At 47.4% G+C, this 15477-nt stretch carries 14 protein-coding genes; 1 reads left to right on the top strand and 13 read right to left on the bottom strand.

Annotation, left to right across the window (positions count from 1 at the left end; translation table 11 throughout):
* Positions 1-59 precede the first annotated feature (59 nt).
* On the top strand, positions 60-299 hold the full coding sequence (locus ASF12_RS36735; protein WP_155973634.1) for a hypothetical protein: 240 nt from the start codon (positions 60-62) through the stop codon (positions 297-299).
* Positions 300-349: 50 nt separating this feature from the next.
* On the opposite strand, the gene ASF12_RS31675 is transcribed toward ASF12_RS36735, so the two are convergent.
* The 13 genes from ASF12_RS31675 to ASF12_RS31615 form a co-directional block, all read right to left on the bottom strand.
* Positions 350-736 (bottom strand): MerR family transcriptional regulator, encoded by a 387-nt coding sequence (locus tag ASF12_RS31675; protein ID WP_056043200.1) that lies wholly within the window; start codon positions 734-736, stop codon positions 350-352.
* A gap of 74 nt (positions 737-810) precedes the next feature.
* Entirely contained in the window at positions 811-1791 is a 981-nt protein-coding gene (locus ASF12_RS31670; RefSeq protein WP_056043197.1) for an aldo/keto reductase, read from the bottom strand.
* A gap of 142 nt (positions 1792-1933) precedes the next feature.
* Positions 1934-2806: a DMT family transporter gene (locus ASF12_RS31665; protein WP_056043195.1), complete on the bottom strand. Its 873-nt coding sequence runs from the start codon at positions 2804-2806 to the stop codon at positions 1934-1936.
* A 166-nt stretch (positions 2807-2972) separates the two neighbouring features.
* A complete protein-coding gene (locus tag ASF12_RS31660; protein WP_056043193.1) occupies positions 2973-3767 on the bottom strand; it encodes an SDR family NAD(P)-dependent oxidoreductase in 795 nt (264 codons plus the stop codon).
* Between the two features lie 187 nt (positions 3768-3954).
* A complete protein-coding gene (locus ASF12_RS31655) occupies positions 3955-4971 on the bottom strand; it encodes an AraC family transcriptional regulator (RefSeq protein WP_056043190.1) in 1017 nt (338 codons plus the stop codon).
* A 204-nt stretch (positions 4972-5175) separates the two neighbouring features.
* Positions 5176-7008 carry a PAS domain S-box protein gene (locus ASF12_RS31650; RefSeq protein ID WP_056043188.1) on the bottom strand — a complete coding sequence of 611 codons (1833 nt, stop codon included), beginning with the start codon at positions 7006-7008 and terminating at the stop codon, positions 5176-5178.
* A gap of 174 nt (positions 7009-7182) precedes the next feature.
* Positions 7183-8538 (bottom strand): MFS transporter, encoded by a 1356-nt coding sequence (locus tag ASF12_RS31645; protein WP_056043185.1) that lies wholly within the window; start codon positions 8536-8538, stop codon positions 7183-7185.
* Positions 8539-8748: 210 nt separating this feature from the next.
* Positions 8749-10269 carry a leucyl aminopeptidase gene (locus ASF12_RS31640; RefSeq protein WP_056043180.1) on the bottom strand — a complete coding sequence of 507 codons (1521 nt, stop codon included), beginning with the start codon at positions 10267-10269 and terminating at the stop codon, positions 8749-8751.
* 81 nt (positions 10270-10350) lie between these two features.
* Positions 10351-11730 (bottom strand): ATP-binding protein, encoded by a 1380-nt coding sequence (locus ASF12_RS31635; RefSeq protein WP_056043177.1) that lies wholly within the window; start codon positions 11728-11730, stop codon positions 10351-10353.
* 132 nt (positions 11731-11862) lie between these two features.
* A complete protein-coding gene (locus ASF12_RS31630; protein WP_081419165.1) occupies positions 11863-13236 on the bottom strand; it encodes an anti-sigma factor domain-containing protein in 1374 nt (457 codons plus the stop codon).
* Positions 13233-14081, bottom strand: a complete 849-nt coding sequence (gene sigI, locus ASF12_RS31625; protein WP_235533342.1) for an RNA polymerase sigma factor SigI — start codon at positions 14079-14081, stop codon at positions 13233-13235. Before sigI ends, ASF12_RS31630 begins: the two co-directional genes overlap by 4 nt.
* A 123-nt stretch (positions 14082-14204) precedes the next feature.
* Positions 14205-14621, bottom strand: a complete 417-nt coding sequence (locus ASF12_RS31620) for a hypothetical protein (RefSeq protein WP_056043172.1) — start codon at positions 14619-14621, stop codon at positions 14205-14207.
* 172 nt (positions 14622-14793) lie between these two features.
* Positions 14794-15339, bottom strand: a complete 546-nt coding sequence (locus tag ASF12_RS31615; RefSeq protein WP_056043169.1) for a peroxiredoxin — start codon at positions 15337-15339, stop codon at positions 14794-14796.
* Between the last annotated feature and the right edge of the window lie 138 nt (positions 15340-15477).

The following is a 15477-nucleotide window of genomic DNA, read 5'->3' as shown; positions in this document are numbered from 1 at the left end:
GAAAAAGCCAAAATAGCGGAACCTCAGTCCTTCAAAAAATTTAGGAGCGTCCGAGCAACATGTCTTCAGCAAGAGTAGTCTCTGCCAGAGTGGCCTCAGCCATAGCGGTCTCTGCAACAGCGGTCTCTGCAATAGCGGTCTCAACTACAGCAGTCTCTGCACATAGCGGTCTCTGCAACAGCGGTCTCTGCAACAGCGGTCTCTGCAACAGCGGTCTCTGCAACAGCGGTCTCTGCAACAGCGGTCTCTGCAACAGCGCCCCCTGCCTTAAATCATCTGAAGAGATTGGCCCCGCATAAGGGGCTAAGTAAGAAGCAGCAGCAGGCCGACTCTCGTTTGCCTATATGCTCTAATCTTGAGCTCGATTTAGTGTTTTTTCTTTTTTCACGATGGTCTGCTCATATCTTTCGATCTTATCATCCATGCGTTCAAGCACCTTATGCATATCTTCCATTCTTGCTCTAAGCAGCTTCCGCTGCTCGATTAGGAGTTCTTTTCTGGCCTCTTTCGTTTCATCACCCTGTTGAAACAGCCCAACGTACTCAATCAATACCTCAACAGGCAGACCGACGCCTCGCATACACTTAACAAATTCAACCCACCGGCAATCTTCTTCGGTGTAGTCTCTGAGCCCGCTTTTATTGCGGTTCACTCGCGGAATAAGCCCAATTCGTTCATAGTAGCGAAGCGTATCCTGTGACAAATCATATTTTTCACTTACTTCTGCTATAAACATGCTCGTGTCACCACCACATTTAAAATAAAGAACGCCCAAGGAAATGGTCAGGGCGTTCTTGTCCTATCTTCCTATTATACGGCGCCAATGACCGGATGAGGAACATACGGCTCCTCCAGCGATGCTACTTCTTCAGGTGTTAGCTTAATTGAAAGCGAAGCTGCAGCGTCCTCGAGATGGGATATTTTCGAAGCACCGACAATTGGACCTGTTACCGTTTCCTTCTGCGCTACCCAGGCAAGTGCGATTTGAGCACGGGGAACGCCACGTTTTTCAGCGATTGCTGCAACGCGCTCCACAATCACTCGATCCGTATCCGCAGTCGCATCGTATTTCGATTTCTGCACTTGATCGGTTTCGGAGCGGTGCGTCGTTTCCGACCAATCACGCGTCAATCTTCCTGATGCCAGCGGACTGTAAGGAATGACACCGATTTTTTCTTCCTTACAAAGCGGCAGCATCTCCCTTTCCTCTTCACGGTAGATGAGATTCATATGATTTTGCATCGACACAAATTTGGTCCATCCATTTTTCTCAGCTGTATACAGCGCCTTCTGGAACTGCCATGCATACATAGCGGAAGCGCCAATGTATCTTGCTTTTCCAGCCTTCACGACATCATGCAAAGCTTCCATCGTTTCTTCAATAGGGGTATTATAGTCCCAACGATGAATTTGATAAAGGTCTACATAATCCGTTCCCAATCGCTTAAGGCTCTTGTCTATTTCGCTCATAATGGCTTTCCGGGAAAGCCCCGCACCATTCGGCCCTTCATGCATGCGGAAATGCACCTTGGTTGCGAGCACAATTTCATCACGGTTCGCATAATCCTTTAGAGCCCGTCCAACGATTTCCTCGCTTGTTCCATCTGCATACACATTTGCTGTATCAAAAAAATTAATTCCCAGCTCCAGCGCTTTTTTTATAATAGGACGACTGCGCTCTTCATCAAGCACCCATGGATGAACCCAACGTTCTGCTACACCAAAGCTCATACAGCCAAGACAAAGCCGAGATACATCCAAGCCCGTATTACCAAGTTTCACATATTCCATTAGATCGTTCCTCGCTTTCGGTTAAGTACGATTGCCTTCGAATGTAGTTTACCCTCTGGAGTTAACTCCAAGTCAAGCGATCAAATGACATGTATAAAAAAAGCTGATCGGCAAATGACGCCGACCAACTTTTTTTCAATGCTCATTCATCTCGAATAACGAATAGTACACCGATAAAAATGAATATCGTACCTATCCAAAAAGACAAACCAATTTGCTCGCCTAGCAATAACCATCCTAGAAAAGTGCCGACAACAGGTTGGAAAAAGAAAAACAATCCGCCACTTGAAGCATTGAGCATTTGCAGTCCACGATTCCATAATAAAAAGGCGCATGCTGTCGAAATAACGCCCAAGTACAAAAGGCCGCCCCAAATCGATGGATGCATCATGGCTTGATAATCAAGCTCCGGCAACCGGCTTATTGTAAAAGGTGTAAGCAAAACAATGGCTGCTAGTGTTGTATAGCACGTTATGACAATTTGTGAATATTGCCCGGGTACCCGCTTAATAAGAACAGACATAAGCGCCCAAGTAAGTGCTGCAATAAGCAGCGATACCCCACCCAGTTGAATAGATGGATCCATTTCGGATTTTCCGACAATAATGCCGACACCGATGGATGCTAAAATAATCGAGCTTGCCTTTTTAAACGTTATTTTTTCTTTTAAGAGAATACGCGCAAACAGTACCATGAATGCAGGTGTCGTTGACGTAATAATCGCACCCATTTGGGCTGTAGAAAGCATCGTACCGACTTCTTGAGTCAGGATGGAGATTGTATTTCCAACAAGCCCAATTAGGAAGATTAACAGCAAGTCCCGTCTTTCAATATGCCATGATTGTTTGGTTGCAACGCCAATAATCAGCAATGCAATAAAAGCAATGACATAGCGAATCCATACTAGTTCAAGTGGTGGCACTATGTCTACCACATGTTTCACTACAACATACATCCCGCCCCAAATGCTAGCTGCGAGCGCTAAATACAAAGAACCTAACCAAGTGTGTTTCATTGAGTACCCTCCGTTTATCCAGAACATTCCTGCCCTTAACGGAGTTGTAGTTTTCTACCGTTAAGGGAGAATAACTACAGGTACATCATTTTCAAAAAGTGGCGACCACATCATCCATTTTCAGCTCACTTTCAAAAGAATAGTTTTATTTTACACGAAAACAAGATTAAAAAATAGTCGGCACCATACCTCCATCCATACGGATCGGAGAGCCTTTAAATGCGGATGCATAAGGACTGCATACAAATGCAGCTAGTCTGCCTATTTCAACAGGCTTGATAAATCGCTGTATTTCCGATTGAGGCAGGTTTGCAGCCATAAATTTTTGCTCTTTTTCTGAAAAAGCCATGTCTTCATCGGAGTACATGCCCTCGATGATTTGATGCACTTTTTCAGAAAGTGTCGGTCCGGGCATAATCGTATTGACTGTAACCTCTGTTCCTATCGTTAATTTAGATAAGCTTTTTGCCAAGGATAACAGCATGGACTTTGTCATTCCATACTGTGGCATTAGTCCAGATGGCATCATGGCTTCTTCACTTGCAATAAAAATAATGCGGCCATCATTATTTTTCAACATTTTAGGCAAATAAAATTTTGTTAAGCCGTTTGCGGCAAGAACATTCGTACGGAAATATTTTTCCCATACGTCGTCGTCGACATCCTCATATTTCATGATTTCATATATGCCCGTATTATTAACCAGAATATCAATTTCGGGATATTTTTCAAATAAAGCTTCCCTTTGCCCACTATCCACAATATCAGCTGCAGCATTTTGAGGAGAGGTAGCAGGAAATTCCGACTTTATTTCGCGTACTGTTTGTTCTACCTCATCATGATTTCGTCCATTAATAAGGACATGAACGCCTTCTTTGGCAAGTTCCATGGCAATGGCTTTGCCTATGCCTTTCGTTGATCCTGTAACTAAAGCTGTTTTATTGGTTAATCCCATTTCCATCATACATTTCTCCGTTTCATTTACTTAACGTATTGGCAAGATTATTAGCAGTCATTTATCCAACAGTCCATTGCTCGGAATAGTACTTATATTACCTTGTCCGGCCTGCTCAGTAACTAGCCTGTTGCGCCAAAGGTCTTGTTTCATACGCCAAATCATAAAACGCAGTACATCGTTGCCGTCCATCTTATAGCGAGTTTGCACCTAACTGTTTCTTGCGCCAATTGGAGGGCGTATCTCCTTCCCAATGTCGAAAGGCGCGGTAGAACGAGTTCTGGTCCTCATAGCCAATCAAGAAAGCCACTTCTTTAATATCGAGCGAGGGGTTTGCCAAGTACTGTCGTGCCTGCTCATGTCTAGCTTGTGTCAATAGATGCTTGAAGCTCGTGTTTTCTTCAGTAAGCCGGCGCTGCAGCGTACGATCGCTCATGCTTATTTCCTTCGCCACTGCCTGAATGTCGACACGCCCTCCTGTGAGGCTGCGTTTTATGATCCATTTGACCGTATCGGCCATTGAACGGCTGCGCTGCTGGTCATTGAGCGATCGGTCCAAAGCAGGCGTCAGAATTTCCAGCAGCTCTTCGTTGTATGTGACAAAAGGGAGCTCCAGATCTCTTCGATGCAGTATCAATCGGTTGCCTTTTGCCCCCATCTGTACCGGGCATCCGAAATAAGCTTCAAGGGCTTGTAAATCGCCCATTGGGTGTGAAAATTCGACGAACTTCGCCGTCAAAGGCTGGCCCGTGCCCCGGCGCCCAAGCTCCAGAAGAAAGGCCAGCGTAATACCAACCAGCATCGAAGGGCCAGGTTGTTCGGTATTCAGCCATCCTAGTTCGATTGTACAGTGCTCGCCCTCCTCCGTAATCTGTAAGCTTTCGGGGGGACATAGCTGTTTGTATCGGGCCATGCGGTTCAGAGCGTCACGGTAATTACGAGCGTGGTAAGTGGCTAAGACAGTTGGTGGATACTTCGCTGTGTCAAAGACAGTCGCAAGCTTGATGATCCCTATGGCGGTTTCACCAATAAGTTCGGAATAAGCCTGCCAAATCGCGAAGTATTGGGCGGTAGTGACTGCTGGCTCAGTAATAATGGTGAGCGGCAGCCGTGCTTTGCGAGCTGCGTCGTGGGCGGCGATCCCTAGTTGACGCAATCCTTCCCAAAATCCAGGCGGGATTTTAATGCGATCTGCGAAATGAGCCTTCATCTATGTGACACTCCTTTTGCTGCTTATTCATTCTATCTTAAGTACATTTAACAACATTTAAGTCTGATCAGTCTAATTTGCCCGTTTCGCACACAAATAGATAAAAACCTTCAGCACTTCGCGGGTAGGCGCGAATCTGAAGGCTTTTCACTCTAAAATGGATAAGCTACTGGGGTGAAGGTTGAATGAGGGAACAGGGCAAAATTAATTTAAATCTGTCATTGCAGGCTTAGCCAGCGGCAGCGTAATTTGCACTTCCGTGCCTTCGCCATGTCGACTAACGATATGTAGAGTGCCATGATGGGCCTCAATTATTCTGGAGCTGATCATCAGCCCAAGGCCCGTGCCTTTTTCTTTTGTCGTAATAAAGGGCTGCCCGATTTTCCCGATAATGGAGTCGGTCATCCCGATCCCCTCATCGCGAATCGTCAAGCAAACGCTATCAGGAAAGTTTGAGCAAATCGCAATCGTAACGCGGCCGCCGTCAGGCATTGCCTCGATCGCATTTTTGATGACATTAATGAATACCTGCTTGAGCTGATTGGCATCTGCATGAATGATCATTAAGCAGTCTTCCACCTGTGTCTCAATATCCACATTCGTCATAATCGCCTGTGTTTCCAGCACCGAAATAACGCCGCGCAAAATATGTACCAAATTCTCATCGTTGAATCTGGTAAAATGCGGCTTCGCCAAAGTCATAAATTCATTAACGATTAAATTAATTCGATCCAGCTCGTTGGACATAATATCGAGATAGGAGCCATAACCTTCGTTTTTTGTTTTGAGCAATTGCGTAAAACCCTTGAGCGCCGTTAGCGGATTGCGAATTTCATGGGCAACGCCCGCAGCAAGCTGGCCAATAACCGACAGCTTCTCGGAACGCACCAGCATATCCTCAGATCGCTTGCGATCGGTCAAATCCCGGATTACCGTTAAAATAACCCGCTTGCCCATATAGTTGTTAATGCGGATGCTCGACATTTCAACATCTATCGTCTGCCCATCCCTGCAAATAATTTGCCGCTCCTCAAACTGGCTTGGCTCTTCATCAAACATAATTAGATCCATCTCTCTAAGCGAATCCTCATGATGGTCAGAATGAATATATTCAAATACCGAATGCCCAATCACTTCGTGTCTGTTCTCGGCCCGAACGAGCTTGATTGCCGAATTGTTGGCGTAAATAATTTTCCCATGGTCGCTAAGCACAATCGGCTCGGGCAGCAGCTTCATGACACGCTGGTACATCTCGGCACTTTCCCGCAAGGAACGCTCAAGTGCAACCGATGAGGTCACATCCTTGGCTGAGCCTAGCATCGCCGTTCTGCCTTTGTACATAATGAGCGAGAGATTGACTTCCAAATAAACGAAGCCGCCATCCTTCTTCTTGCCGCGTACGGTAACGGTATAGCGGGGCTCACGCTTTTTGATCAAAATTTCCGCCACCTGCCGCTTAATGGTGAACAGCTCAATCGCATCAATGTAGTCGGCGGTGCGCAGCGTAACAAATTCCTCTCTCGTGTAGCCGAGCATGGCGGACATATAAGAGTTAATATAAACGATTTTACGATCCTGCCTCACAAAAACGCCGGCTAGCACATTTTGAGTCAGGTGGCTGTATAGCTGCTCCGTCTCCCGAAGCGCCTTCTCGGTCTGCTTGCGTTTCGTAATATCCCGCTCAATAGCAACGATTCCGGTCGTCTTGCCGCTGCTGTCGCGAACAGCCGATAAGGTAATGCTCACATGCAGATGCTTGCCGTTCTTGCATAGCTTTGGGTATTCCGCTGCGGCTACCTTCTTGCCCTCAATCACCTGATCGTAAAGCCTGGCAAACTCCTTATAGAGATGGGCCGGGCCAACGGGGAGCTTCCTGCCTACCAGCTCCTCCTTCGTCCAGCCGTACATCTGCTCAAAAGCTGGATTAACATCCAGCACGATACGCTGCAAATCGACAATAACAATACCATCTGTTGTCTCTTCCCAAATGGAGTTCATATAGGTATGATACAAGTCCGCACTTACATAGTCGCTCATCCGAACCCTCCACTTTCAGCCCTATTCCGTCCTCATGAGTTGTAAATTCAACATGGGTTGTTAACTTCCCTGCTAGCGCATCCAGATTTATTGGAAAATAAATATATTCATCCCTGTAAGACGTTAACTCTTTTATAAAAAATTAGAAATCCGCGACAGGTTTCACGACACGTATTACGCAGCTTGGCGGGAAGCTTGGCGAGCAGCACTGCGTGTGTATAGCAGCGAACTGATGACCGTGCCCAGCACAATAACGGACATGCCCCATAAAATATGATTGAACGCCTCAGATTTAGCCAGCTGTGCCTGCCATACAATGGCGGTGCCTATCAAGGCGGCAGTCAATGCGCCACTGAAAAACTGGGCAAGCTGGAATAATCCCATTCCCGCTCCAATTTCCTTTTGCGGCAGCAGCCTCGACATTTCATTAGACACGCTGCTCGTTAAGGCAGAGAAACTAACACTAAGCAGCATATAGATCATGAGAATTGCCCAATAGGAATGTACAGCGCTGAATGCGAGCGCGAGTGAGGCGGCAAATAGGCCGACCGGAGCCAGACGGATAAAGAAACGATTGCCTAGCCGGTCAATGGTACTGCCAATATATCTTGAGGCAACCATCGTTGCCAGCGAGCCGGGAAATACGATTAAGCCGGACTGGGCAGGCGTTAAATGATACACGCCAGCGAGCACCTGTGGAACGAGAAATAATGCGGCAAAGTTGTTCATATACGAAGTAACGCCCAGCATGCCAAGCAGCATGTATGGCTTATTGCGGAACAAATCCGGCTGGACGAAGGGGTCCCTCGCCTTGTGAATTCGCCACCAGAACAAGGCAACCGCGACCACACCGACGATTAAGGCGATCAGGCTTTTGCTCGTCAAGGCGAGCAGCAGGCCTGTCGTTCCAATGCCAATCAGCAGCGCGCCCGCTACGTCGAACGAGCCGCTTTTGCGGCTTTCAGCCGGAATCATTTTATAGAACATAGGAATGAGCAAAATCATTATTGCAGTAACCGCAAATAAATAATGCCAGCCCAAATATTCGACGATCACACCGCCGATAACCGGACCAAGTCCAAGCCCTAGCGAGGTTGCGGACATAATAAGCGCCATCGCCCGGCCGCGGCGGTCAGCGGGAATAAACCGTGTAACGAGCACGATGCCAAGCGCGGCAATCGCTCCTGCTCCCGTTGCTTGAATAAGACGTGCAGCCATTAGCAATATAAAGCTGTTGCTGAAAAAGCCTAAAATCGACGCCACGCCAAGGGAAGAAAGGGCAATGAGAAACAGTAGCTTCATCGGTATAAAATCCGAAAGCCTGCTGTACGTAATCGAAGCAATCGCGAACATAATGGAATAACCCGTAACAATCCATGAGGTCGCAATCGCTGTGAGGGAAAATTGCTTCTCCACATCCGGCAGCGCCAGATTAAACATCATTGTATTCATAACGACCAACGTTAAAGCAAAGCTAAGTATTAATATGACCAGACCTTCTTTTTTAAGGCCCGCTTCTCCGTTATTCATGCTGCTTCAAAACTCCTCATCCACTGCTTTATTTTTTATATATAGTAACATTTACGTAGTTGGTTATGCTATTTATTTTTTTAGTATGTAGAAAGATGGAAAAAGAGAAGCAACGACCGCAGCCGAGGATAGCCCTCTGCTGCGGTCGTTGCTTTGATTAAAAGCATTACTTGCTGGTCATCTATCAGCCGATACCAGCTTCGCTATGTTTTACGCCTTTGCTGCGTACATGAGCTCGACAAGCGTACGTACCATAACGCCTGTGCCGCCTTTCGGCTCCAGTGCCTTCGCCGACTCGCGGAACGACACGCCCGCAATATCGAGATGAACCCAAGGCAGATCCTCAGCGAATGCGCCGATGAACAATCCGCCCGTAATGGTGCCCGCTTCACGGCCGCCGCTGTTTTTCAAATCTGCCGCTTCACTCCGAATTTGCTTCTTGTATTCCGGATAAGCCGGAAGCTGCCATACTCGCTCGCCAGCACGCTCAGATGCCTCACGCACCTGCTGCATGAGCCCATCATGATTCGTCACCGCTCCCGTCGCTTGCGAGCCGAGCGCTACCGACACCGCTCCTGTCAGCGTCGCGACATCAATCAGCTTCGTTGCCCCGCGGCGAATCGCTGTCGTGAGTCCGTCGCCAAGCACCAGCCTGCCTTCGGCATCCGTATTCACCACTTCCACCGTCAGGCCGTTCATCATCGTAATGACATCGCCCGGCTTCAGTGCGCGATCCGATGGCATATTTTCCGCCGATGGAATGACCGCAATAATGTTCACCGCCGGCTTAAGCTCGCCAACAGCCTGCATTGCGCCAAGCACTGCCGCTGCGCCGCCCATATCGGCAATCATCTCCTCCATGCTAGGCGCCCGCTTGAGCGAAATGCCGCCTGTATCAAAGGTGATGCCTTTGCCAATTAAGCCCCAAGCCGCTTGCTCGCCTGGCGCACCCTTATAATGCAGCACAATCATACGCGGCGGGTTGATGCTGCCTTGACCGACCCCAAGCAAGCCGCCCATGCCCTGCTCGGCTGCTGTCCACTCATCAATAATTTCAATGTCAAAATCATACTGGCGGGCAAGCTCCTCGGCATACGTAGCCAGACCTTCAGGCACGAGCTTATTGCCCGCTATATTCGTCAAATCACGGGCGCTGATTACGCCATCGGCACAGGCAACGCCGCGTGTAATTCCAGCGATCCATTGCTTGCTGGAATCAGAAGCAGCACCTTGCGCTTCATTTCCTGCGATGGAGAAATACACTTTACCGATCGCATAACGCGTCTTCGCTTCGCGTTTCTCTGGCAGGCGGTCATGCACCGCCAGCTTCAGCCCTTCAGTAAGCGCCTGAGCCGCTTGCTGCTGGGAAAGCCCTTCTGCTTCCACCGCAGATAGCGGCAGCAAAACATGTACGGACTGCGCTTTTATGCGCTTCAAGGCTTTGGCCGCTGTTGCAGCCGCTAGACGCAAGCCGTCTGCGCCGGATTGCTCCTCATAGCCAACCACTATTACATGCTCGGCAGCAGGATACAAGCCGAGCGTCTGAATGACGTGAGCCTGCTCCGCCTCTCCCTTGAACAGCCCTTTGAGAGACAGGCTGCGAATAGCCTGGTCAATTTGCGGCAGCAGCCATTCGGCTGAAGCATCGCTAAGCTCACGCGGGCTAATGAAACGAACGACTGCATCTATTGGTTCAGCACCTGGCGTTCCATATGTAAATAATGTACTCATGGTCAATCATTCCTCTCCTTTTAGCGCCTCCCGCCATAAAGATGAAAAAAAATCGGGGGGCATACCCCCGATTTTAATCATTTATTCCGCTAATGGCAAATAAATAATGAATGATGTGCCGCTTCCTACGACGCTTTCGACGCGAATAGAGCCGCCATGATTGCGGATGATCCGATAACTGACGGATAAGCCAAGGCCTGTCCCTTCTTCCTTGGTCGTAAAAAAAGGATCAAATAATCGAGCTAATGTCGCCTTATCCATTCCCTTCCCATTATCCTTCATCGTAATCTCCACATAAGAGCCATCAGCTCTCGTTGACAGCTCAATAATGCCGATATCATCGCTTTCCCGCTCCGCTACCGCATCGAGCGAATTTTTCACAATGTTGAGAATGACCTGCTTAATCTGCTTCATGTCGATCGAAGCGACGAGCGCATATTCATCCCCTTCGAGCTGCAGCTCGATCTGGCAATTGCGCATAAGCGCCTCGCTCTCCGTAAGCAGCGCAACTTCTTTAAGTAGTAAATTAATGGAAAACGCTTTCTTTAATGGAGCTGACGGCTTGGACGAGTTTAGAAACTCGTAAATAATATCATTCGCACGATCAATTTCGGCTAAAATGATTCGGGCATATTCCTCCTTGCCCATTTGCAGCAAATACGGGCGCAGCAGCTGGATAAATCCGCGTATCGACGTCAGCGGATTGCGAATTTCATGTGCGATGGCAGCCGCAATTCGGCCAAGCATGGCTAGCTTGTCATTTTGTAATGCCGTTTGTTCAATCTGCTTATACTCCGACACATCTTTGACGCTGAATAGAAAATCACCTTCAAGCTGATCGCCGTAGGTGACCGTTACGAGCAAATGATTGCCATCCCTATCCTGAAACTCATAACTCCGCATGCGCCTAAGCAGCATTTCCTTGTACAGCCTTAAAATCATTTTCCGGGTATACCGGCTAAGCTGCGGATGCCGCAAAATTTCAGGCAAATTGCAGCCCACCAGCGTTTTGCGGGGAATGTCTAGGTGCTTCGCCATTTGCAAATTAATGAATGACAAAATGCCTTCACTGTCAAACAATGCGATGCCGCTGTCCATATGCTGCAGCACATTTTCATACTTATTTTTGACCATTTCAAATGAACGATTGGAACGGAGCAGCATTTCCCTCATTTCCGTAAACTTCTGATCATTGGTTTGATTCGCCAGCAAATGAAAACGATAAGCAACCATAAATTCGATTAAAAAAATGAACGAACGATTGTACAATTTGACTGCTTCTTCCGAGTCCACATTCGATACTAATGTCTGCATGCAATCCTCATGGATCGCAATGACATCATCAAGTTGGATTCCCGTTAACTCTTTGCCTAGCTCTGCTGCTTGATAAAGAGAACTTTCCTTATCACTTCGTATGTATTCGGCAAGTGCCGGGAAATAACGCTTTCGCATCATCTGCATCCTCTACTCCCCCCCGGCAGCATCAATGGACAACGCTAATTCAAGCTATACTCATCATAGATTTTGGATGTCCTTCATGTCAATGAGAATATTTGTCGAAAAATGGTATTTTTACAACGAATTGGACGAATCCTAAGCTGACCGCTGCCAGCCGTATGTATTTTCCACGTTTGTTCGATAGTTAAAATGGAGCTGACCTTCCCAAATGGTCTTCCATTTATTTTTATCGCCAGCCTTCCCCCCGTTACTTTTATCTTTATTTTTGCCCGAATCCTTGTTTTCACCATCTTTATGGTTATTGTTTCTGCCATCTTTTTTATTATTACCACTGTTTTTGTCTTTATTTTTGTTTTTGTTTCCCTGGTTATTTTCTTGCTTATCGTTATTTTCTTGTCCATTTTTATGTTTGTTCTTGTCTTTGTCCTTGTCCTTATCCTTGTCCTTATTCTTATCTTTGTCCTTGTCGTGATGCCCGCTTTTTCCGTTATCCTCCTGTTTGGCTGGCGTCTCTTGGACAGTCGCCCCAGTAGTTGATTCAGGCTTAGTCGATACCGTCTCATCAGGCTTCGGAGAAGCCGCGCCATCCGTCGCTGAGCTTATAAGAACAGGCGCAGGAGTCGGAGAGGCTGCAGGCTTAACAGGCGCGTTGTCCACAACCGGAGCGGAGGATTGCACAGCTTCTTGCTTTGATTCCGCCTCAAGCAAGCTTCTCAGGCTTTCTTTGGTCGTTTTATCAGCATGCTTCATAATCGTTTTCACTCCGCCAAGCGGCTCGGTTATCCTGCTGATGGAATGCTGCTGGAAGTTTTCCAGCTCAAGATCATAACCTTCATCCTTGGCCATCAAATAAACCGCCATCTTGCCCGACGACAGCCCGTACGCTTCCGCTGCATCCCGCAGCTCTACCGGCGCAGACAGCGTCATAATTTCTACAGCTGCCTGCATATATCCGTCCGCCACCATATCTGTCAAAGCCTTATTAAGCTTAGTCGAAAATAGTACGTCCATCTGCGGGTCATCACCGCCAACGACTACGCTCGTCACTACAATATCCTGCATCTTATCGTCAAAATAGTGCATGCCCGCAATTTTTTGCATAATAGCCGATGTGACCAGCGCAAGCGATTTATTTTTGTAGGACACTCCAGCGATGACCTGCTTGCCCGCCTCATTGAACGCATGCAGCTCCTGCACCTGCTCGCGGCTGTCAATGCCGATTTCAATGCTTGGATTGATGTCCATGCTGAAATAAGCGACTACTGGATGCTTGCCGCTCTGAACATACAGCAGCACAGGCAAAATAAGCAGTACGATAGCCGCAGCCACTCCGGTTCTCCACAGCAGCGCTTTTGGCCTCCTGCGCCTCGCCCTCTCCTCATGCTGAATCACAATTTCATCGCCAACTTTACCGTTGCGAGGAAGCACGGAATTGATGAATCTGCCATCCGCCGTCAGCACAATTGCCCTATTTTTTTGTATCTGCATTACGACGCCACGGTTCATCATTCTGCCTCCTTGCTCGCTTCTCGCTGCCAATCATCCAGGTCCAGGTAATCTTTCAAAAACGGGTACGTGCCCCGTAAAATACATGCAATAGCAATCATATATTTACGATTGCGTTCAATCGTCTTGCGGGACAAGCCGCTTGCCTCCGTCAATGCTTTGACCGGCAGCTTGCCTGTCAGCTTTAATTGGCCAAACATCGCCGCATCCTCTGCTAATATCGCTGCTGTTCGCATCAGCATTTTGCGTGAATCCGCATGCTTCGGCGACGCGTCGACCAGTTCAGCGAACGATACGCCAAATTTCAGCAGTTCCTGATTAAATTCGCCCATCTCCAGCCGGCGTTCATCCGCCGTACTGTTCAATTCATATGCAGCCAGCGCCTGCTTCAGCTCAACAGGATTGTAAAGCTGCTCCTCATCGTCTAAACGCTCGAACGTGCTATATGGAACCGAGGATAGATGACGCTGCTCACGGCGCACATAGTCAATTAGACGGCGTCTGATGACCGTCTCGGCAAAACCAAGAAACGATCTCCCGGATTCCGGCGAAAATTGGCTAATGGCCTCGTTAAAGGCGATTAAGGCCACGCTATATTCATCATCCCTGCTCGCATTGACATAACGTTTGCAGAAGCGGCTTGTCACTTTTGCAATGTATGGCTTATAGCTTGCAATGAACCTCTCCCGCAGCAGCTCGTCTCCTTGCTGAATTTGCAGAACCGTCTGCTCCGGCGTCAGGGATTGCATGGATTTCGTATTTTTTAATAATGATTCCTTCGCTTTCGTTTCTACGGTGTCGGTGGGCACGGTTTTCCGCAAGAAACGCTTGAATAATACAAGTAGCAACCGTTCCACCTCTCATTCATAGGTTTCGGTCAATCTGTGTCGCTTGAGGGGGTAGGCCCCGAAATTTATGAGAAAAATGAAAAAGCCCCCAAACGGAGGCCACATTTCATAAAATGATTCATTTTAGACTGATGTTCGCCGCTCTTTAAGCTTATTGCGCCGGCTGCTTAAAATAACCAGACGCTTCTTTAATTCACCTTGCCATGCGATGTCGTTAATTTGGTTCGCAAAGCTGAGCAAATCAAGTGATATGTCAATTTGGCTCAGTACGACATCCATCGGATCTTCACTTTCATGATTTACGCAATTTTCCCGAAGGTCCTTGCCTTCTTGCTCCACATACTCCTGAAAATCAACCTCAGCGGCGCCGTCTCCATGTGCGTATTCAGCCAATATTTCATACTCATTTTCTACCAAGTGGTGAATCTCCACACGGTTGCATACCGGGCAGAACAAAATAGGCACGTTATGGATATGTGTCCGAAAATGCTTTAATGTCCCTTTGGTACCAATCATACTAGCTCCACAACAAAAACTCATCGACGACGACCTCCTTAGCTGTTGCCAGTTCGCAGCAAGCACGTTTCGTTTGACATAAACTTATTCGCTTTACACACGTACAATTCCTGCTTTTTTCGTAATAGAAAAGCCCATGCCAATATTTGGCACGGGCTCTTTGTCTTAGCTTCTGCTAAAGAGAAGCAAATTTGGATTAAACAGACAGCGTTTGCTGACCTGGCTTCCAGTTCATTGGGCAAAGTCCGCCGGATTGCAAAGCTTGCAATACGCGAAGCGTTTCGTCTACGCTGCGGCCAACATCGTTATGGTTAACGACTTGGTATTTCACTTCGCCTTCTGGATCGATGATGAACAGACCGCGAAGCGCGATACCTTCTTCTTCAATCAGAACGCCATAATCTTTAGCGATTTTTTTCGTAATATCAGCAGCAAGAGGGAACTCAAGCTTGCCAAGACCATTATCGTTAACGGATGTATTAATCCATGCTTTGTGGCTGTGCTGGCTGTCTACGCTCACACCAAGAATTTCAGTATTAAGCTTCTTGAACTCATCAGCAGCAAGGCTCAAAGCTGTAATTTCAGTTGGGCAAACAAAAGTGAAGTCAAGTGGATAGAAGAACAAAACCAACCATTTGCCTTTGTAGTCTGCAAGGGATGCTTTGCCGAAACCGGAACCATCACCGATTGCTGTTTCTGCTGTGAAATCTGGAGCTGGGTAACCTACCAAACGTTCTGCCATAATTTGAAATCCTCCTTGAGTTTTAATGATGAGCATGTATCGATGCGTGAACATCGGTGACTATCGCTATCTATTGATAAATATTATCACTAGATTATATTGAAGTCAAGATTGTATTCAATATTTTTTTATAATTAT

It is taken from the genome of Paenibacillus sp. Leaf72, assembly GCF_001422685.1.
Lineage (GTDB): Bacteria > Bacillota > Bacilli > Paenibacillales > Paenibacillaceae > Pristimantibacillus.
This window is presented reverse-complemented; position numbering and strand designations above follow the sequence as displayed.

Coding starts and splice junctions, on each gene's coding strand:
- ASF12_RS36735 (WP_155973634.1), top strand. CDS start 60: ATGTCTTCAGCAAGAGTAGTCTCTGCCAGAGTGGCCTCAGCCATAGCG.
- ASF12_RS31675 (WP_056043200.1), bottom strand. CDS start 736: ATGTTTATAGCAGAAGTAAGTGAAAAATATGATTTGTCACAGGATACG.
- ASF12_RS31670 (WP_056043197.1), bottom strand. CDS start 1,791: ATGGAATATGTGAAACTTGGTAATACGGGCTTGGATGTATCTCGGCTT.
- ASF12_RS31665 (WP_056043195.1), bottom strand. CDS start 2,806: ATGAAACACACTTGGTTAGGTTCTTTGTATTTAGCGCTCGCAGCTAGC.
- ASF12_RS31660 (WP_056043193.1), bottom strand. CDS start 3,767: ATGGAAATGGGATTAACCAATAAAACAGCTTTAGTTACAGGATCAACG.
- ASF12_RS31655 (WP_056043190.1), bottom strand. CDS start 4,971: ATGAAGGCTCATTTCGCAGATCGCATTAAAATCCCGCCTGGATTTTGG.
- ASF12_RS31650 (WP_056043188.1), bottom strand. CDS start 7,008: ATGAGCGACTATGTAAGTGCGGACTTGTATCATACCTATATGAACTCC.
- ASF12_RS31645 (WP_056043185.1), bottom strand. CDS start 8,538: ATGAATAACGGAGAAGCGGGCCTTAAAAAAGAAGGTCTGGTCATATTA.
- ASF12_RS31640 (WP_056043180.1), bottom strand. CDS start 10,269: ATGAGTACATTATTTACATATGGAACGCCAGGTGCTGAACCAATAGAT.
- ASF12_RS31635 (WP_056043177.1), bottom strand. CDS start 11,730: ATGCAGATGATGCGAAAGCGTTATTTCCCGGCACTTGCCGAATACATA.
- ASF12_RS31630 (WP_081419165.1), bottom strand. CDS start 13,236: ATGATGAACCGTGGCGTCGTAATGCAGATACAAAAAAATAGGGCAATT.
- ASF12_RS31620 (WP_056043172.1), bottom strand. CDS start 14,621: ATGAGTTTTTGTTGTGGAGCTAGTATGATTGGTACCAAAGGGACATTA.
- ASF12_RS31615 (WP_056043169.1), bottom strand. CDS start 15,339: ATGGCAGAACGTTTGGTAGGTTACCCAGCTCCAGATTTCACAGCAGAA.